This window comes from Lachnospiraceae bacterium JLR.KK002, from assembly GCA_036941025.1.
In the GTDB taxonomy this organism is placed as follows: Bacteria; Bacillota; Clostridia; order Lachnospirales; family Lachnospiraceae; genus Petralouisia.
The window spans coordinates 2260059-2281016 of record JAYMNP010000001.1 but is presented as its reverse complement, the minus strand read 5'-3'; the positions used below and the strand labels follow the sequence as shown (position 1 = coordinate 2281016).

Genomic DNA, 20958 nt, shown 5'->3' with positions numbered 1-20958 from the left:
CAGGATTCTCTGCCTGCAACACCCCCGGAAGCTGCCTCTGTCTTCCGGGGGTGTTTTGGGAAACAGAGTGCTGCAGGAGGAAGGAATCAGGGAGGAAATATCTGGTGAGAAGAAGAAAAAGATCGTTACAGGGAATGGCATATGTTTTTGTTCTGCTGGCGGCTGTTATTGTGCTTTTTCGGTGGTTTACCACACAGAACAGCAGGCGCATGATAGAGCGAAATAAGAATTATGCTGCAGATTCGGCCCGTATGACAGCAGACAAAGTAGATGAGAAGCTGAATAATGCCCGCAGTCTGATTACTGCCTATGCATATTTTCTGGAGGAAAGTCTGCAGGATCCGGTGGTATCTTCGGAAATGCTGAAGAAAATCGAGGACAATTCCAGCCACCTGTTTAATGCTCTGATTTATACGGATGCGGAAGGAAAGGACCATTCTTCGGACGGGCGGGTTGCAGATGTTACCGATCGTGATTTTTATCAGAACGGTATCCAGGGAAAAAGCGGAATGGATATTATATTTGATCCATACCTTTTTGGCGAACCTATGGCCTGCTTTTATGCACCGGTGTATTATTACGGTGAAATTATAGGCGTGCTCCGCGGAGCGTTTCTGGCGGAAGAAAATCTCAAAGAAATGCTTAAAACTACTTACTTTGGAGAGGAAGCCTGGGTTTATCTCTGTATGCCGGACGGAAGCGTGATTGCCAGTTCAGATGACCGGGAATATCAGGGAGATGTACTGGACATCCTGATGGAAGAAAATGTGATTGACCGGAAAGCGGCAGAGGATGCACGGAAGGTTTTTATGGAGAACGGGGAAGGAGCTTTTGTCTGTGATGACGAATGCAGAACAGATAATATCTGTGTGGTGTATCTTCCGGAAAGCGAATATGTTCTTGTACAGACCTTTCCCAAAACAGTAACGCAGGCTATGATAGACGATGAAAATCTGGTGGGAATCCAGCTGGAGACATGTCTGATTATCATGTTTGCTGTTTATATTGTAGCTCTGTTTTTCCGTTCAAGACGGGAACAGAAACTGCTGAAACAGGAAAATCAGGAAATGGGTTACATTATTCAGGGGATTAATACCCTGTTTCCGCGTTTTGTCATGGTGGATTTTGAAAAAGATACCTATTTCTATCTGGCAGGAAGCCGGCCGGAGGACAGCAATATGGCTTCCAGAGGCGCTTACAGGGATTTTTACGAATATCTGTATGCTGCGCTGACAGAAGAAAATGAACGTCAGGAATTTGCCGAATTTATGGACAGGGAATCCATGATTCAGGCCCTGATGAGGCATGAAGACCTGCGTTACGAATGCCAGGTGCTGAAAGATGGCCGGACAGAATGGGAGCATATCAATGTTGTGTGTCTGGAAAGAAAGGAAGGCCGGGCGGTCAGAGTACTGTTCAGTCGTCAGAATATTACTGAGGTAAAGGAAAAAGAACTGTTTATTCAGGCGGAAATGTCTCTTGCAAACCGGAAGGAAAGACAGTACCGGATTGCCATTACCTCCAACGCCCTCTGTACCTTTGATTTTAACCTGACCAGGGATCTGGTGGAGCATGATATCATCCGTACTATCAATGGAAACAGAATTTCCATGCTGAAAAAAGCGGGGCTGGAAGCTCCCTGCAAGGCTTCTGAGTGCTTTGCGTGCTGGAGAAAGTTCGTACTGCCGGAATCTCTGGAAAATTATGATACCATGACGAATCAGGAATATCTGAAAGAGCGCTTTGCCCGGGGAGAAGGGGAAGTGGATGTGGAATACTGGGAACAGGATCCCACCGGAGCGCAGATTTGCGTCCGCCAGTCTTTCCTTATGGTGCAGGATGATGATACGGGCGATATTATGGTCATGGTTGTGACAAAAGATATTACCGAGAGTGAGAAGAAGCAGAGAGAGCAGACGCAGGCATTGCAGGATGCCCTGATGCAGGCCCAACATGCCAACCGGGCAAAGACAACGTTTCTGTCCAATATGTCCCATGATATCCGTACGCCCATGAATGCCATTATCGGGTTTGCAACCATAGCGCTGAGCCATATCAACAGCAAAGAACAGGTCCATGACAGTCTGCAGAAAGTGCTTTCTTCCAGTAACCATCTGCTCAGTCTGATTAACGATATTCTGGATATGAGCAGAATTGAAAGCGGAAAAGTGCAGATTAAGGAACAGGAATGCAATATTTCCGAGATGATGCATAATCTGGTAAATATCATACAGCCCCAGGTAAAGGCCAAACAGCTTGATTTGTTTATTGATACCTTTGAGGTTGTAAATGAGGACGTCATTGCGGACTCCCTGAAAATGAACCAGGTATTTATCAATCTGCTGAGCAATGCGGTGAAATACACACCGGCAGGAGGCAGCATTTCTTTCCGGATTACCCAGAAAAGCACCTTCCGCCATGGATACGGCGATTATATTTTCACCATTAAGGATAATGGAATCGGTATGGCGCCGGAATTTGTGGAACATATTTTTGAACCTTTCGAGCGGGAGGTAAGCGCTACACAGTCAGGCATTCAGGGGACAGGCCTTGGTATGGCGATTACCAAAAATATCGTGGAAATGATGAACGGTACTATCCATGTGGAGAGTGAAGTGGGGCATGGAAGCACCTTTACCGTAGAGTTTACCCTGAAACTGCAGGATGTGGAAAAAGATGCGGAACGCATTAAGGATTTGGAAGGACTGCGGGCGCTGGTGGTGGATGACGATATCAATACCTGCGACAGCGTAAGTAAAATGCTGAAGGAAATCGGTATGCGGGCGGAATGGACCACCTCCGGCAGAGAGGCTATTTACCGTGCCGGAAGTGCCAGTGAGGAAGGAGATGCTTATCATACCTATATCATTGACTGGCAGATGCCGGAAACCAGCGGACTGGAAACAGCCAGGAGAATCCGAAGCGTGGTGGGAGATGACGTGCCTATCATTATTCTGACTGCTTATGACTGGACCGATATCGAAGAAGAAGCCATAAAGGCAGGCGTGACAGCCTTCTGTGCGAAACCTCTCTTTATGTCTGATTTGAAATCTGCCCTTCTGTCTGCCAACAGCCTGAATGAGAAGGAAGAAGAAGTTGCGGCCTGGACTCTGGCTGATTTCAGCGGAAAGCGGGTTCTGCTGGTAGATGATATTGAACTGAACCGGGAAATTGCGGAAATCATACTGACAGAGGCAGGCTTTGTTGTGGAGTCGGCACCGGACGGAACGGACGCGGTGGCTATGGTAAGAGATGCGGAGGAAAATTATTATGATGTGGTTCTGATGGACGTCCAGATGCCCATTATGAACGGATATGAGGCCACCAGGACGATTCGGAATATGCCCAGAAAAGATGTAAAAGATCTGCCCATTATTGCCATGACAGCCAATGCTCTGGAGGAAGATAAAGAAGCGGCCTTAAAGAATGGAATGAATGCCCATATTGCAAAACCGCTGGATATGGATATATTCATTGATATGCTGAAAAAGTTCCTTGGGTAACCGGAATGTGGAGTTCTGAAAATAAAACAGCAGCTGGCATTTGAAAAGAAATGTATTGAGCGTAAACTTTACCAGCAGCCTCCGCTGATAAATAATTAATAAAAAGAATTTCGTTTTACGAAATTCTGCGCCGCAAATGCGTCGCCCTGGCGACATATTTCCTTTGCATTTGCGTGTGCATCTCCCCTGGCCCCTCAATCCTGAGGGGCCAGATTTGGGTTTTCTGTTTTTACCAGTTCAACCCGCGCCCTTTAAACAGGCTATGGCTGAACTGTTATTCAAAATCCCGGAACTTGCCAAATCCCAAAATATATCATATAATAAAACGAGTATGCTTTTAGAAAAGAGGAATTATAATGGAAAAGTTAAACAGGCTGTTGGAGCGTCTGGACTATACGGTAGTTCAGGGAAGAACGGATTTGGAAATTACAGAACTTGTGTATGATTCCAGAAAGGTAACCGAAGGCTGTCTCTTTGTGTGTATTAAGGGGACTGTCACGGACGGACACACATACGTTATGGAAGCAGCCGGGAAAGGGGCGGCGGCAGTGCTGGTGCAGCAGGATGTGGAAGCGCCGGATTTCCTGACAGTGATAAAGGTAACGGATACCCGGTATGGTCTTGCGGTGACCTCCGCAGCCTGGTTCCATCATCCGGCGGAAAAGCTGAAAGTAATCGGAATTACAGGGACCAAAGGAAAAACCACCACCACATATATGGTGAAATCCATTCTGGAACATGCAGGCTGCAAGACAGGTCTGATAGGAACGATTGAAGCAATCATCGGCGATGAGGTGATTCCGGCCAGCAATACCACACCGGAATCTTATATTGTACAGGATTATTTTCACCGAATGGTGGAGGCAGGCTGCCGATGCGTGGTGATGGAGGTGTCCTCACAGGGGCTGATGATGCATCGAACGGCAGGATTTACCTTTGAAATCGGTATTTTTACCAATATTGAACCGGATCATATCGGGCCCAATGAACATGCTTCCTTTGAAGAATATCTGGCATGTAAAAGTATGCTGTTTCGCCAGTGCCGGACGGGAATCATCAACAGGGATGATGAACACTGGCAGCAGGTGCTGGAAGGACACACCTGTGAAGTGGAGACTTTTGGATTTTCTCCGGAGGCGGATCTGCGTCCCGCGGACATCCGTCTGGTGAAACGTCCGGGTTATCTTGGCGTGTCTTATACTACGGAAGGGCTGGTGGAGCTGGACGTGGAGATTGATGTGCCGGGCAGATTCAGCGTGTATAATTCCCTGACTGCCATTGCTGTCTGCCGCCATTTTCAGGTGTCGGGAGAGCATATCCGGCAGGCTTTAAAGGCGGCAAAGGTAAAAGGCAGAATCGAAATGTTTCCGGTGTCGGATGAATTTACCCTGATGATTGATTATGCCCACAATGCCATGAGCCTGGAAAGCCTTTTAAGTACTCTGAAAGAATATGAGCCCAGCCGTCTGGTCTGCCTGTTCGGCTGCGGCGGCAACCGCTCGAAGCTGCGCCGCTACGAGATGGGAGAGGTATCCGGCAGACTGGCGGATTTGAGTATTATTACTTCCGATAATCCCAGATTTGAGGAGCCTCAGGCAATCATAGACGACATTAAAATTGGGATGGCCAGAACCAGCGGAGCTTATGTGGAAATCATTGACCGGAAGGAAGCCATCAGATATGCCATTGCCCACGGACAGCCGGGCGATGTAATCGTGCTTGCAGGGAAGGGCCATGAAGATTATCAGGAAATTGCAGGCAGAAAGTACCCTATGGATGAGCGCGTGCTGATTCAGGAAGTTCTGGATGAACTGGCACAGGAAAGAGAAAACAGGTGATGCAGGGATGGCGGAATATGCCAATATTGTGATTGATATTTCTCATGAGAAACTGGATAAAATGTTTCAGTACAGGATACCGGAACATTTAAGGCAGGAGCTTGCGGTGGGTATGCAGGTGGAAATTCCCTTTGGGGCCGGAGACCGCAAAACTACAGGCTATGTGGTGGAACTGACAGATACGCCGGAATATGATACCGCCAGGATAAAAGAACTTGCCGGCGTGGTGGAGGGCAGCATTCCCATTGAATCCCAGCTCATTGCCCTGGCAGGCTGGATGCGGAAAAATTACGGGGGAACCATGAACCAGGCGCTGAAAACAGTGCTCCCCGTCAAACAGAGAACAAAAGAGAAAAAGCAGCGTTTTGTGGTACTGGATTTGAACCGGGAACAGGCGGCGGAGCAGCTTGCCCTGTTTGAAAAGAAGAATCACAAAGCAAGGGCCCGGCTTCTGGGAGCCCTGATGGAGCAGAGCCCGCTGCCCTATGAAGTGGTGACGGGCAGGCTGAATATGACGTCTTCCGTAATTCGGGCCATGGGGGAAATGGGAATCCTCCGGGTGGAAGAGAAGCGGGTATTCCGGAATCCTTTTGAAGGCCTGAAAAAAGAGAAGAAATCCATAAAACTGAACGAACAGCAGCAGGAGATCAGGGATTGTATCTGGCGGGAATTTGAGCAGGGGCATCATCATACCTGGCTGATTCACGGAGTAACCGGAAGCGGTAAAACTGCTGTTTACATAGAATTAATCGAGAAAGTGGCGGCCAGCGGCAGGCAGGCTATTGTGCTGATACCGGAAATTGCCCTGACGTATCAGACGGTCATGCGTTTTTATCAGCATTTTGGGGAGCGGGTTTCCATCCTGAATTCCAAAATGTCGGCAGGAGAGCGGTACGACCAGTTTGAACGGGCAAAACGGGGAGAACTGGATGTGATGATTGGCCCCCGTTCCGCATTGTTCACACCATTTTCAAATCTGGGGATTATCATCATAGACGAAGAACATGAGACCAGTTATAAAAGTGAGACGCTGCCCCGCTATCATGCCAGAGAGACAGCCATTGAGCGTGCAAAAATGGCGGGAGCCAGTGTGGTGCTTGGCTCTGCCACACCTTCTCTGGACAGTTATTACAAAGGAATGACCGGGGAATATATTCTGCAGAAACTGGAAAAAAGAATCGAAGAAAAGCCACTGCCTGCGTGTGAGATTGTGGATTTGCGGGAAGAATTAAAACAGGGGAACCGTTCTATTTTAAGTGAAAGGCTTCAGGAGCTGATGAAGGACCGGCTGGAGCGGAACCAGCAGATTATGCTTTTTATCAACCGGAGGGGGATAGCGGGGTTTGTGTCCTGCAGAGCCTGCGGTCATGTGCTGAAATGTCCTCACTGCGACGTATCCTTAAGCCAGCATAACAACGGAAGAATGGTGTGCCACTACTGCGGCCATGAGGAGGCGGCGCCGAAGGTATGTCCGGAATGCGGTTCAAAATATATCAGCGGATTTAAAGCGGGTACTCAGAAAATAGAAGAGATTGTGAAAAAGAAGTTTCCGGATGCAAGGGTATTGCGGATGGATTTTGATACTACCCGGAATAAGGAAGGTCATGAGAAAATCCTGTCGGCTTTTGCAAATCAGGAGGCGGATATTTTAATCGGCACCCAGATGATTGTCAAGGGCCATGATTTTCCAAATGTGACGCTGGTGGGTGTGCTGGCGGCAGATTTGTCCCTGTATGTCAGCGATTATCACGCGGCGGAGCGGACGTTCCAGCTTCTGACTCAGGCGGCGGGCCGGGCAGGCCGGGGCGCTCTGCCGGGGAAAGTGGTGATACAGACCTACAGTCCGGAGCACTATTGCATTGCACTGGCAAAAGAACAGGATTACGTCCGTTTTTACGAGACGGAAATCGCCCTGCGCAGCATGATGAATTATCCCCCCTGCGGCCATATGATGGTGATGCTGGTGGCTTCCGGGGATGAGATGACAGCGTCCTTAAGCGCGGAGCTGCTGGGCAAAAAAGTGCGTAAAGCCCAGGAGGACGGAAAAATCACAGGATTGTCGGTAATCGGGCCGGCCAATGCCTCTGTGGCGAAAGTAAAAGATATCTATAAAAAGGTAATTTATTTTAAACATGCGGATTATCAGGAACTGGTGAAAATCAAAGATGTGCTGGAATTATTTGTCAGCACCCACCGGGAATTTGCAAATATAATCATACAGTTTGATTTTAATCCCATGAACGGATTTTGAAAAAGGGTTTGAATAAGGAGGAAGAGGAATATGGCACTGAGGACTATTCGCCAGATGGGCGATGAAATACTGACGAAAAAATGCAGGGAGGTAAAAGAGGTAACTCCCAGAATGAAAGAGCTGATTGAAGATATGCTGGAGACCATGTATGAGGGAAACGGTGTGGGCCTTGCGGCGCCTCAGGTAGGGGTTTTGAAACGACTGGTGGTCATTGACATCGGGGACGGTCCCATTGTGCTGATAAATCCCAGGATTATTGCCTGCCGGGGCGAGCAGACCGGAGACGAGGGCTGCTTAAGCCTGCCGGGGAAGGCAGGTGTGGTCACAAGACCGAATTATGTGAAAATTGAAGCCTGGAATGAGAACATGGAGCGGTTTGAGATGGAGGGAGAAGAACTTCTGGCCAGAGCGTTCTGCCATGAAATCGACCATCTGGAAGGCCATATGTATGTGGAAAAAGTAGAGGGGCCCCTCCATGAAGTGGAAGAGGAAGAAGAGGAAGAAGCATAGGGAATTCCCAGGCAATTGCGAAACTCAGTAATTATACTGATTTCATGTACAATTCAGAAAGTTTGAGTACAAATATTTTCTCATACAAAAGGTGAGAAATGCATTTCAGCACCATGGAGGCGAGACTCAAAGAAACATGGAAGCCTCTGCTGAACATGATTCTTTGTATTCAGAGGCTCGCCGGAATGTCCGGTGCGTCTGGCATTTCGGCTTTTTGTATGATGAAAATATTTAAGAAAAATTGTGATAATTGTACATGAAATTGTGACAATTTAAGCGATTCGCAATTGTCTGCAGGGAATTCCAACGGAAAGGAGCTGGATGGAATGAAAGTGATTTTTATGGGAACGCCGGATTTCTCCGTGGGAACGCTGGAACATCTGATACAGGCAGGGCACGAGATAGTACTGGTGGTGACTCAGCCTGATAAACCGAAAGGGCGGGGCAAAGCCATGCAGTTTCCTCCGGTCAAGGAAGCGGCCCTGGCTCACGGACTGGAAGTTTATCAGCCAAGGCGAATCAGGGAGCCGGAATGTGTGGAGTATCTGAGAGAAAAAAATGCAGATATTATGGTAGTGGTAGCCTTTGGCCAGATCCTGCCTGCAGAAATTCTGGAAATGCCCAGGTATGGCTGCATCAATGTCCATGCCTCTCTGTTGCCCCAATACCGGGGAGCGGCCCCCATCCAGTGGGCGGTTATCAACGGGGAAAAAGTCACCGGTGTGACCACCATGCGCATGGATACGGGGGTGGATACCGGAGATATGATTCTGAAAGAAGAAGTGGCTCTCCGGGAGGATGAGACAGGCGGAAGCCTGTTTGATCGCCTGGCAGAGACAGGCGCCAGGCTGTGCGTCAGGACGCTGGAAGCCATAGAGCAGGGAACGGCAGAGTATACCCCTCAGAATCACCAGAAAGCCACCCATACTTCCATGATTACCAAACAGTTGGGGGATATGGACTGGACGAAACCGGCCTGTGAGCTGGAGCGGCTGGTCCGGGGACTGAATCCCTGGCCCGGCACCTGGACCAGGCTGGATGGAAAAACGCTGAAAATCTGGAAATCCCGGCTTGCGGAACCGGCAGAAACTTCCATGACAGAGGAACCGGCCGGAACTGCCGTTCAGGAGCCCGGAACTGTCGCGGCAGTGACAGACAGGGCAATTTATGTTCAGACAGGACAGGGAATCCTGGCATTGGAGGAAGTCCAGTTAGAAGGAAAAAAGCGGATGGAAGCCGCTGCATTTCTCCGGGGATTCCCCCTGGAGCCGGGAAAATCCCTGGGCAGATAGCAGGAAGAAGTCTTAGACCAGGTAATTGCGAAACTCTGTAATTGTACTGATTTCATGTACAATTCAGAAGATTTGAATATAAATATTTTTCATGCAAAAGGTGAGAAATGCATTTCAGCACCATGGAGGTAAGACTCAGATAACCATGGAAGCCTTTGCTGAACATGGTTATCTGCAGTCGGAGGCTTACCGGAATCAGATAGTTTCGCAATTGCCTGAAAGAGGAAAGGAGTGTTGTATATGCCATATTATGGATATTATTTTGACCCAACCTACATTTTAGTGGTAATCGGTGCAGTTATCTGCCTGATTGCTTCTGCGAGAGTGAAAACAACGTTTAACAAATACGATAAAGTCAGGAGTATGTCGGGCATGACAGGCGCCCAGGCGGCGGAGCGTATTTTACATGCGGCGGGCATTCATGATGTGATTGTCCAGCATATTTCCGGGAATCTGAACGACCATTATGACCCCAGGAACAAGACCTTAAGCCTTTCGGACAGTACCTACGGGTCTGCTTCCGTGGCAGCGGTGGGAGTGGCGGCCCATGAATGCGGCCATGCCATTCAGCATCAGCAGTCCTATGCACCGCTGACGGTCCGGGGCGCCATTGTGCCTCTGGCAAATTTCGGTTCTTTTGCCGCATGGCCCCTGATTATTATCGGATTGTTTATTACCAGCAATACGGGAACTCTGCTGATTAAGATTGGAATTCTGTGCTTTTCACTGGCAGTTCTGTTTCAGCTTGTTACCCTTCCGGTGGAATTTAACGCCTCCAGAAGAGCAGTTCGGATTCTGGGAGAAACAGGAATCCTGGGAGAAGAAGAGCTGCGGGGTACCCGTAAGGTTCTGAGCGCTGCGGCGCTGACGTATGTGGCGGGAGCGGCCGCTGCCATCCTGCAGTTACTGCGTCTGGTGCTGATTGCCTCCAGAAGGAATGATTAAAGGAAGCAAAAGCTGTTTTTTCGGAGAAGGAATTCAGTGCAGGAGGAAAATATGAGCAGTACCGTAAACAGCAGGGAACTGATACTGGATATTTTACTGGCAGTCACCAGAGACGGGGCCTACAGCCATCTGATTATCCGGGATACTCTGGATAAATACCATTATCTGGAGAAACAGGAGCGGAGTTTTATCAAACGTGTCTGTGAAGGGACCCTGGAGAACCTGATACTTCTGGACTATATTATCAGTCAGTTTTCCAGTGTGAAAGTAAATAAAATAAAGCCGGTGATCCGATGTATCTTACGGAGCAGTGTCTATGAGCTGAAATTTATGGATGCGGTCCCTCCTGCTGCCACCTGCAATGAGGCGGTGAAGCTGGCCGGCAAAAGAGGTTTCCGCAATCTGAAAGGATTTGTGAACGGCGTGCTGCGCAGCATCAGCCGGAATCTGGAAACAGTCTCACTGCCGGATTGGGAAAAAGACCCGCTGGATTACCTGTCCGTTGCTTATTCCATGCCCCGGTGGCTGCTGGAAATGTGGCAGAATTCTTATTCCCTGGAGGAAATAGAAGGATTTCTGGAAGCGTTTTCCGGGGAAATGCCTGCTGCGGTTCGGATTAATCCATGCCGGACCACAAAAGAAGCGCTGGTAAAGGAACTGGAGGCAGAAGGAATCCGCGTCAGAGAAGACAGAGAGCAGCCGAATGTGCTGTTTCTTGACAGGTATGATTCCATGGAAAGGATTCCCGCCTTTGAAGAGGGAAAATTTCAGGTGCAGGATATAAGTTCCATGCAGGCAGCTTTGTGGGCAGCGCCGGAAAAGGGTTCTTATGTGCTGGATGTATGCGCGGCCCCCGGCGGAAAAAGTATCCATGCGGCGGAACTGATGGAAGGAACCGGATGGGTGGAGGCCAGGGATCTGACAGAGTACAAGGTGTCCCTGATACAGGAAAATATCAGACGCAGCCGTCTTGCCAATGTGGAAGCGGTGCAGGCAGACGCCCGTATTTTCGATTCGGATAAAGTGGAAAAAGCCGATATTGTCATGGCGGATCTGCCCTGTTCCGGGCTGGGCGTACTGGGCAGGAAGGCAGATATCAGATACCGGATTACAGCAGAAGAATGCCGGAAGCTGGCTGCGCTGCAGCGGGAAATCCTTAAAGTGGTGCGGCAGTATGTAAAGCCTGGCGGAATCCTTCTGTACAGTACCTGCACCATTAATCCCGGTGAAAATGAGGAGAATACCGCATGGTTTCTGGCAGAATTTCCGGAATTTTCTCTGGAAAAGCAGCAGCAGATATTGCCTCAGAAAGGAAGAAACGACGGTTTTTTCCTGGCCAGATTCAGAAAAAAGGAAAACAGATAAAAGTTTCGGCAGAAAGATATACAGGCCGGAACAGGAATGTAATTTATGGAAAAGAAAGATATCAGGTCATGGAATCAGAAAGAACTGGAAGAATATCTGGTATCACTGGGAGAAAAACCCTTCCGGGCGAAACAGATTTATTCCTGGATACATGAGAAGCAGGCGGCTTCTTTTGAGGAAATGACAAATATTTCAAAAAAATTAAAAGACGAATTAAGCAATACATGTCAGCTTGTGACCTTAAAACAGGTGACCGTGCAGCGCTCGAAACTGGACGGTACGGAGAAATATCTGTTTGCATTGCCGGATGGAAATATGGTGGAGAGCGTTCTTATGCGTTACCGCCACGGCAACAGCGTATGTATCTCCTCTCAGGCGGGCTGCCGCATGGGCTGCAGATTCTGCGCTTCCACTCTGGACGGGCTGGTGCGTAACCTGACCCCTTCGGAAATGCTGGAACAGGTGTACCGGATTCAGCAGGCTGCAGGTCGGCGGGTATCTCATGTGGTAGTGATGGGAACGGGAGAGCCTCTGGATAATTATGAGAATCTTCTGAAATTTATCCGGCTGCTGAGCGATGAGAACGGACTTCACATCAGTCAGCGCAATATTACCGTGTCCACCTGCGGAATTGTGCCGAATATTGCCCGGCTGGCAGAAGAAAAACTGCAGATTACCCTGGCTCTTTCCCTTCACGCGTCTTCTCAGGAACAGCGCCTGAATCTGATGCCCGTTGCCGGGGCTTATGAGATTCATCAGGTGGTGGAAGCGTGCAGGGATTATTTCCGGAAGACAGGGCGGAGAATTACCTTTGAGTACAGTCTGGTGGCCGGTGTAAATGACAGTGATGAGGATGCGGCCCGGCTGGCGGAACTGATTGCAGACGTAAACTGCCATGTCAATCTGATTCCGGTGAATCCGATCAAAGAGCGGAATTACCGGCAGCCGGAACCCCGGATGGTCCTGAATTTCAAAAATAAACTTGAAAAATATGGAATAAATGTTACTATAAGAAGGGAAATGGGCCGGGATATTGACGGGGCCTGTGGACAGTTGAGAAAAGGATTTTCAGAAAGGCAGGGAGAGGCATGAGGACTTTTTCCGGAACAGATACAGGAAGAAGACGTGATATGAATCAGGATTATATGTATATCTCGGAAACACCGGTTGGGAATCTGCCGAATCTGTTTATTCTGGCAGATGGTATGGGCGGCCATAATGCGGGAGATTATGCGTCCAGATATACCGTGGAAGTAATTGTAAACGCTGTGAGAAACAGCAGCGAGCATTCTCCCGCAGTTGTGATTCGGAGAGCAATTGCAGAGGCAAATCAGGCAGTTATGGAAAAAGCCCGGACAGATATAGATCTGGAGGGTATGGGAACCACCGTGGTGGTGGCCACGGTGCAGGACAGGGAACTGTGCGTGGCCAATGTGGGCGACAGCCGCCTGTATGTGCTTGGAGCGGATATGGAACAGATTACAAAGGATCATTCCTACGTGCAGGAGATGGTGCGCAGAGGGGAAATTTCTCCGGAAGTGGCCAGAATCCATCCGGACCGGAATATTATCACCAGAGCTGTCGGCGGAGGCCGGGAGGTTGAGGTGGATTTTTTTGAGGTGGAGTTAAAAGACGGGGACAGGATTCTGATGTGTTCCGACGGATTGACGGATATGCTGGAAGATGAGGAAATTTTTGAAATTGTAAATGAAAATCAGGACATTGGGGCAGCCATGCAGGAGCTGATAGATACGGCCAATGAATATGGCGGAAATGATAATATTACAGTGATTTTGACAGAACCATTTTCAGGTGAGGTGAAAATATGTTAAGAGAGGGAATCTATCTGGGAGACAGATATGAAATAGTAGGAAAAGCAGGGTCCGGAGGAATGGCGGACGTCTACAAAGCAAAAGACCATACCCTTGGCCGTTTTGTGGGCATTAAGGTGCTGAAACCGGAATTTTCCGAAGACGTGAATTTTGTCACGAAGTTCCGGACGGAGGCTCAGTCCGCGGCGGTACTGGAACATCCCAATATTGTGAATATTTATGATGTGGGAAGTGAGAATTCCATCCACTATATTGTTATGGAATATGTGGAAGGAATTACCCTGAAAACCTACATTGAGAAGAAAGGGCAGCTTTCTTTTAAAGAAGCTGTCAGCATTGCCATTCAGGTGGGCCGGGGCATCGAAGCGGCCCATAACAAACATATTATTCACCGGGATATTAAGCCACAGAATATTATTATTTCCACAGAGGGCAAGGTCAAAGTGACGGATTTCGGTATTGCAAGGGTGGCAAATACCAATACCATCAATTCTGACGTGATGGGTTCCGTCCATTATGCTTCTCCGGAACAGGCCAGAAACGGATTTGTAGATGAGAAAACAGACATCTATTCGCTGGGAATTGTTATGTACGAGATGGTAACCGGGCGGGTGCCTTTTGACGGGGAATCCACCGTGGCGGTGGCTATTCAGCATTTGCAGGAAGAAATGGTGGTGCCCAGCGCCTATGCGCCAGGTCTGCCTGTGAGCATTGAGAAAATTATTTTAAAGTGTACGCAGAAAAGCCCTGACAGGCGTTACAACAGTATCAGTGATTTGCTGATGGATTTAAAAAAGGCCCTGATCAGTCCGGATGAGGATTTTGTAGTGATGGTGCCTCTGGGGCAGCAGGATAAGACAAGAGTTATGAAGCCCGACGAGGTGGAGAGTATCAAAGAGCAGACCAGAAGTATTTATTACCAGGAAGAGAAAGAAGAGGAAGAAGACGAGCCGGAAGAGGACGAGGATGACGAGGGATTTCTGAATCCCAAAATGGAGAAAGCAGTGACCATTATGGGAATTGTGGCGGCCATTATTATTGTGGTGATTATTGTGTATATCGGTGGCAGTTTCCTGGGGCTGTTTAAATTCGGCGACAAAAAGAAAGAAGAGAAGAAGCCGGAAGAGGATCAGGTCCAACAGGAAGAAGAATCTGAAAAAGTGGAAATGATTGACCTGAAAGGTTACACTTACGATGAGGCGCAGGATGCCCTGAATACAATACATCTCGGCATTAAAAGAGGCGGCGAGGAGTCCTCTGAGGAATATCCGGAAGGCCAGATTATATCCCAGAGCGAGGAAGCGGGCACTATGGTGGATAAGAATACCACCATACAGGTCATTATCAGCAGCGGTGTGGGAGAATTTGATGTGCCGGATGTGAAAGGGAAACCCAAAAGCGAAGCAGAGTCCACGTTGCGGAATGCAGGTCTGGTGCCTGTATTTGATTACCAGTTTGACGATTCCATTCCCAACGACCAGGTTATTTCCCAGAGCCCGGACGCCGGAGCCAGGGCAAAGAAGGGAGATACGGTTACGGTAATGCTCAGCAAAGGCCGGGAGACCTTCCAGGTGCCGGATGTGCGGAACAAACCGGAGGCAGAAGCCAGGGAAGAACTGGCGGCGGCGGGGATTGAAGTGGTCAGCACTTCTTCTGATTATGCAGACGATATCCCCGAAGGCAATGTAATCAGCCAGAGTCTTACACCGGGCAAAACAGTGGAAAAGGGTACCCAGATTACGCTGGTTATCAGCCTGGGCAGGAAGATAACCACCACATATTATTCACTGAATAATTATTCCATCGAACTGCCGAATTTCATTCCGGATAATGCAACCCGTGTGGAAGCCAGAATTACTCTGTACAAATCAGAGGGGGATGACGTAATCGGCAGCTGGAAAGCCACATCCTTCCCCTATACGGTAAATGCGTCCAATATTGAGAACTGCAGTCAGGGATATTTTGTCATTGACTGGAAATGGACGTATCTGGATGAAGACGATGCGGAAATTACCGAAGAAGACCAGACCACGAAAGAAGGCATTGCATTTACACAGAATTAATGCGGGAAGTGGAATATGCAGGGAAAAATTATAAAAGGGATTGCCGGCTTCTACTATGTACACGTAATGGAAGCCGGAATCTTTGAGTGTAAGGCAAAAGGAATTTTCAGAAAAGAGAAAATAAAGCCTCTGCCGGGGGACGATGTGGAAATTGATATCATCAGCCGGCAGGAGCAGACCGGAAATATTAAGGGGATTCTGCCCCGTAAGAATGCGCTGATTCGTCCGGCAGTAGCCAATGTGGACCAGGCGCTGGTGATTTTTGCAGTGGATAAGCCCAGACCGAATTTCAACCTGCTGGACCGGTTTCTGATTATGATGGAACAGCAGCAGCTGGAAACGGTAATCTGTTTTAACAAACAGGATCTGGCAGAAGAAGGAGAGATTCAGAGACTCCGGCAGATGTATGAATGCTGCGGTTATCGTGTCCTGTTTGCCAGCGCTGCCAGGAAGCAGGGGCTGGAACCGCTTTTTCAGGTACTGGAGCAGAAGACTACCACGGTGGCAGGGCCTTCCGGCGTGGGCAAATCATCTCTGATCAATCTGCTTCAGCCAAAGGCAGCCATGGAGACGGGGGCCATCAGCGAGAAAATTGAACGGGGTCGGCATACCACCCGTCATTCTCAGCTGATACATGTCCGGGAGCACACATATATTATGGATACTCCTGGGTTCAGTTCCCTGTATCTGACCGGAACAGAAGCACAGGAACTGAAAGGGTATTTCCGGGAATTTGAGAAATATGAGCTTTTTTGCAGGTTCCAGGGCTGCAATCATATGCAGGAGCCGGACTGCGGAGTGAAACAGGCTCTTGCGGAGGGGAAAATCAGTCCTTCCCGTTACGAAAATTATGCGATATTTTACGAAGAACTGAAAAACAGAAAGAAATATTAGAAATCGAAGGAGAAAATGTATGAACTGTTTAGCGCCGTCTATACTGTCAGCGGATTTTTCCCGTCTGGGTCAGCAGGTGAAAGAACTTGAGGAGGCAGGGGCCGGATATCTTCACATTGATGTGATGGATGGAAACTTTGTACCGAATATTTCATGTGGAATACCGGTTATCCGGTCTGTCCGTCCCTGCAGCGGGCAGATTTTTGACGTTCATCTGATGGTGGAAGAACCCATACGTTATGTTCATGAATTTGCAGACTGCGGGGCCGATATTATCACGGTTCACGCAGAGGCATGTCGGCACCTGGACCGGACGCTGGAGAGAGTCCGGGAGCAGGGGGTGAAGACTTCTGTGGCTCTGAATCCGGCCACGGATCTGAGTGTTCTGGAATATGTGCTGCCCGGACTGGATATGGTGGTGCTTATGGCGGTAAATCCGGGATTTGGAGGACAGAAATTCATTCCTTATGTTCTCGATAAAGTTCGGAATCTGCGTCATATTCTGGACGACAGAGGGCTGGATACGGATATTGAGGTAGACGGAGGCATTACTTTGTCCAATGTGGGAAAGGTGCTGGAAGCTGGCGCCAATATCGTGGTATCCGGAAATGCGGTCTTTCAGGGAGATATTTCCGAGAACGTGAGAAAATTTCTGAAACAGATGGGAGAGTGAGAGATGGAAGCACTGATTGTCAGCGGCGGGCATCTGGATGAAGAATTTGCCGTTTCCCATATGCGGCAGCATTCCTTTGATATGACCATTGCTGTGGATTCCGGCATGGGATTTTTTTACAGGCAGAACCGGATGCCCCATTATATCGTAGGTGATTTTGATTCGGTAAAACCGGAAATACTTGAGAGCTTCCGGAATCGGACAGAGACAGATGCTTCCGAAAGTTTCCAGAAATTACAATTACAGAGCACAGAATCTGCAGATTTCGAAAAACAGCCGGAACAGAGGCAGAAAAAACCTGTCATACTGCAGTTTCAGCCGGAAAAGGATGAGACGGACACGGAAATTGCCATCCGGACCGCCATCAGCCAGGGATGTGATACCATACATATTCTGGGGGCTACCGGAACCCGTGTGGACCATATGATGGGGAATATCCATCTGCTGGGAATGTCCATGGAGCAGGGGGTGTCCTGTTTGCTGCTGGATAAATACAATCGTATCCGCATGATAAACCAGGGACTGGTGCTGAAAAAAGAAGAACAGTACGGGAATTATGTGTCCCTTCTGCCTTTTACTCCTCAGGTGACAGGCCTTACGCTGACAGGATTCAAATATCCTCTGAACGGTTATACAATGGAATGTTATCATTCCCTGGGAGTCAGCAACGAGATTACGGCAGAACAGGCGGAAATATCCTTTCAGGACGGTGTACTGCTGGTGGTGGAATCCAGGGACTGAGTCAGTCATGGATTATTGGATAAAGGCTTTGCACTGTAACTGTATATCTGGTATAATCAGATTACCATATAAACAGCACACAGAAAGCAGGTGATTATATGACTGAAAAAGAGATGCTTCAAAAAAATATAGAAGAATTTTCCCGATTGCAGCGTTATATGAGTTTATCTGAAAAAGATTCTCCGGCATATGCAGAGATGAAAGAAAGATACATTGAATTAAAAGTGATACTTACAGCCTTTGGTATTAATTTGACAGAACTTGACAGAATCAAAGAATAACAATTGAAAAAACAGAGCAGTAGGATTCGTCTGAAACAGGATGGAAACATCCTGTTTCTTTTTGCAGAAATGACAGAAAACCGTAACAGAACAGCCTGCCTGAACTGTTACGGAAAACCAGACAGAAATTTAGATTTTTGTGGAAATATAAAGCCTTATGTGGTAATATATAGAAATTACGAAAAGTTCCTGTTTTAAGGCATTTTCAAGGAGGTATACAGAAAAATGAAACTTGGAATCGTAGGTTTGCCAAATGTAGGAAAAAGTACGTTATTTAATTCACTGACAAAAGCGGGAGCGGAATCTGCAAATTACCCTTTTTGCACCATAGACCCCAATGTGGGAGTTGTGACTGTGCCCGATGAACGGTTAAAGAAGCTGGGAGATTTGTACAAATCCAGAAAGGTGACGCCGGCAGTCATCGAATTTGTGGATATTGCCGGACTGGTGAAAGGAGCCAGCAAAGGAGAGGGTCTGGGCAATCAGTTTTTGTCCAATATCCGTGAGGTGGACGCCATTGTCCATGTGGTGCGCTGCTTTGAGGACAGCAATATTGTCCATGTGGATGGAAGCATCAATCCGGTACGGGACATTGAAACCATCAACCTGGAACTGATTTTTTCTGATATTGAGATTCTGGAGCGGAGGATTGCAAAAACAGGCAAAGGCGCCCGGATGGATAAGACCCTGGCAAAAGAGCTGAATCTGCTGGAGCGGGTAAAGGCCCATCTGGAAGATGGAAAGCTGGCCAAAACCTTTGAACCGGAAGACGAAGATGAGGAAGGCTGGTTCAGAGAATATAACCTGCTCACTGCAAAACCCGTGATTTATGCGGCAAATGTGGCGGAGGATGATTTATCTGACGACGGAGCAGGCAATGGATTCGTACAGGAAGTACGGAAAAATGCAGAAGAAGAGCACTGTGAAGTGTTTGTTATCTGCGCTCAGATTGAGCAGGAAATTGCAGAGCTGGACGAGGAGGAAAAGGCCATGTTCCTGGAGGAGCTGGGCCTTGCGGAATCCGGTCTGGAGAAGCTGATTAAAGCAAGTTACAGCCTTCTGGGGCTCATCAGTTACTTAACATCAGGTGAAGACGAAACACGGGCATGGACCATCAAAAAGGGTACGAAGGCGCCTCAGGCTGCCGGGAAAATCCATTCTGATTTTGAGCGTGGATTTATCCGGGCCGAAGTGGTAAATTACCAGGATTTGCTGGACTGCGGTTCTCTTGCGGCGGCAAAGGAGAAAGGTCTGGTAGGTCTGGAAGGCAAGGAGTATGTGGTGAAAGACGGTGATGTGATCCTGTTCCGGTTTAACGTATAGGAGGAAACATGAAAGCAGAGAGCAGGCGTTTTTATCATGCACTGGCGTCGCTGGTGATACCGATTACCATTCAGAACTTTATTACCAATGCGGTCAACTCCGCAGACGTATTTATGCTGGGCTATGTGGGCCAGACTGAGCTGTCGGCGGTATCCCTGGCCAATCAGTTCCAGTTTCTTCTGTCCGGCGTTTTTTTCGGAATTTCTTCCGGCGTTACCATGCTGGCGTCCCAGTACTGGGGGAAGAAGGATACCAACTCCATACAGGCGGTCATGGGAATTGCCATAAAAATTGCTTTTGTGATTACAACTGTTCTGGCAGTGGGAGCATTGACTGTTCCTGCAGCTCTTATGCGGATTTATACCAACGATGAAGTGCTGATTTCCATTGGAGCCGGGTATCTGAGGATTATCGGCGTTTCCTATATCTGCATGAGTTTTTCCCAGGTGTACCTGTGCGCTCTGCGCAGTATGGAGCGGGCCCCTTTAAGCACTGTTATCAGCACTACGGCGCTGCTTATGAATATTGTGCTGAATGCGGTATTTATCTTTGGAATCGGCGGCGCGCCGAAGCTGGGCGTGATGGGGGTTGCCATCGGAACGGTGACGGCCCGGATTGCGGAACTATTGCTGTGTCTTGCGGATGCTGTACGGGGAAAAGTATTTCGGATAGACCTTAAAATTATGTTTGGCCGCCATAAACTGCTGCTTCAGGACTTTTTCAAATACGCTGTTCCGGCCCTGATTAATGACTGCGCCTGGACCGTGGCTTTTTCCCTGTATTCAGCCATTATGGGCCATATGAACGCGGATGTGGTGGCGGCCAGCTCTGTGGCTTCCACCGTACGTAATCTCTGTACCATTCTGTGTTTTGCTCTGGGAGCCGGGGCCTCTGTGCTTCTGGGAATCGAGATTGGAGAGGGAAAACTGGAAGTAGTGAAACGGGATGCCAGACGCTCCTGTCTTGTGACTCTGGCAGTGGGCATACTGACCGGGATTGTGTTGCTGCTGATTCGCCCTCTGGTGTTTATGTTCTTCTCTCTGACGGAGCAGGCCGGCGGATATCTGGATTTCATGCTTTTGATCAGTGCTTATTATGTGGTGGGACAGGCTATGAATACCCTGCTGATTGCAGGTATTTTCCGGGCGGGAGGCGATTCCCGGTTCGGCATGATATGCGATATCATTGTGATGTGGTTTATCAGCGTGCCATTGGGATTTATTTCGGCTTTTGTGCTGAAACTGCCGCCCATGGCGGTGTATTTTATCCTCTGTCTGGATGAATTCTGGAAAATTCCTGTGGTGTACCGCCATTATAAGAGCTTCCGCTGGCTGAAGGACATTACCAGAGAATGGGAGGGGTAGGGAAACCGAACCTGTACCGGCATAAGACAGAGGTGCAGAGTTATGAAATCCATATACTTTGGCACTTCACAGTAACACGGTAT

General features: G+C 48.4%; 16 protein-coding genes. All 16 read left to right on the top strand.

Annotation, left to right across the window (positions count from 1 at the left end; all coding sequences use genetic code 11):
* Positions 1-104: 104 nt before the first annotated feature.
* Positions 105-3503 (top strand): response regulator, encoded by a 3399-nt coding sequence (locus VSQ32_10970; GenBank protein MEH2943370.1) that lies wholly within the window; start codon positions 105-107, stop codon positions 3501-3503.
* 356 nt (positions 3504-3859) lie between these two features.
* Positions 3860-5341, top strand: coding sequence for a UDP-N-acetylmuramoyl-L-alanyl-D-glutamate--2,6-diaminopimelate ligase (locus VSQ32_10965; protein MEH2943369.1), 1482 nt, complete (start codon positions 3860-3862; stop codon positions 5339-5341).
* Positions 5342-5348: 7 nt separating this feature from the next.
* Positions 5349-7592 (top strand): primosomal protein N', encoded by a 2244-nt coding sequence (gene priA, locus VSQ32_10960; GenBank protein ID MEH2943368.1) that lies wholly within the window; start codon positions 5349-5351, stop codon positions 7590-7592.
* Positions 7593-7622: 30 nt separating this feature from the next.
* Positions 7623-8102 (top strand): peptide deformylase, encoded by a 480-nt coding sequence (def, locus tag VSQ32_10955; GenBank protein MEH2943367.1) that lies wholly within the window; start codon positions 7623-7625, stop codon positions 8100-8102.
* Between the two features lie 326 nt (positions 8103-8428).
* Positions 8429-9394 carry a methionyl-tRNA formyltransferase gene (gene fmt / locus VSQ32_10950; protein MEH2943366.1) on the top strand — a complete coding sequence of 322 codons (966 nt, stop codon included), beginning with the start codon at positions 8429-8431 and terminating at the stop codon, positions 9392-9394.
* 240 nt (positions 9395-9634) lie between these two features.
* Positions 9635-10339: a zinc metallopeptidase gene (locus VSQ32_10945; protein ID MEH2943365.1), complete on the top strand. Its 705-nt coding sequence runs from the start codon at positions 9635-9637 to the stop codon at positions 10337-10339.
* A gap of 51 nt (positions 10340-10390) precedes the next feature.
* On the top strand, positions 10391-11704 hold the full coding sequence (rsmB, locus tag VSQ32_10940) for a 16S rRNA (cytosine(967)-C(5))-methyltransferase RsmB (GenBank protein ID MEH2943364.1): 1314 nt from the start codon (positions 10391-10393) through the stop codon (positions 11702-11704).
* A gap of 45 nt (positions 11705-11749) precedes the next feature.
* The gene (gene rlmN, locus VSQ32_10935) at positions 11750-12796 is read left to right on the top strand and encodes a 23S rRNA (adenine(2503)-C(2))-methyltransferase RlmN (protein MEH2943363.1); all 1047 of its coding nucleotides are present in this window, start codon (positions 11750-11752) and stop codon (positions 12794-12796) included.
* Complete coding sequence (locus VSQ32_10930) at positions 12793-13536, top strand: Stp1/IreP family PP2C-type Ser/Thr phosphatase (GenBank protein ID MEH2943362.1); 744 nt, start codon at positions 12793-12795, stop codon at positions 13534-13536. The genes rlmN and VSQ32_10930 overlap by 4 nt, the downstream gene beginning before the upstream one ends.
* Positions 13530-15599, top strand: a complete 2070-nt coding sequence (gene pknB, locus VSQ32_10925) for a Stk1 family PASTA domain-containing Ser/Thr kinase (protein MEH2943361.1) — start codon at positions 13530-13532, stop codon at positions 15597-15599. The genes VSQ32_10930 and pknB overlap by 7 nt, the downstream gene beginning before the upstream one ends.
* Before the next feature lie 15 nt (positions 15600-15614).
* Positions 15615-16493, top strand: a complete 879-nt coding sequence (gene rsgA, locus VSQ32_10920) for a ribosome small subunit-dependent GTPase A (GenBank protein MEH2943360.1) — start codon at positions 15615-15617, stop codon at positions 16491-16493.
* 19 nt (positions 16494-16512) lie between these two features.
* Positions 16513-17166 carry a ribulose-phosphate 3-epimerase gene (gene rpe, locus VSQ32_10915; GenBank protein MEH2943359.1) on the top strand — a complete coding sequence of 218 codons (654 nt, stop codon included), beginning with the start codon at positions 16513-16515 and terminating at the stop codon, positions 17164-17166.
* Positions 17167-17169: 3 nt separating this feature from the next.
* Entirely contained in the window at positions 17170-17907 is a 738-nt protein-coding gene (locus tag VSQ32_10910; GenBank protein ID MEH2943358.1) for a thiamine diphosphokinase, read from the top strand.
* Between the two features lie 98 nt (positions 17908-18005).
* Entirely contained in the window at positions 18006-18188 is a 183-nt protein-coding gene (locus tag VSQ32_10905; GenBank protein ID MEH2943357.1) for a hypothetical protein, read from the top strand.
* Between the two features lie 225 nt (positions 18189-18413).
* Entirely contained in the window at positions 18414-19511 is a 1098-nt protein-coding gene (gene ychF, locus VSQ32_10900) for a redox-regulated ATPase YchF (protein ID MEH2943356.1), read from the top strand.
* An 8-nt stretch (positions 19512-19519) separates the two neighbouring features.
* Positions 19520-20875, top strand: coding sequence for an MATE family efflux transporter (locus VSQ32_10895; protein ID MEH2943355.1), 1356 nt, complete (start codon positions 19520-19522; stop codon positions 20873-20875).
* The last annotated feature ends 83 nt before the right edge of the window (positions 20876-20958 follow it).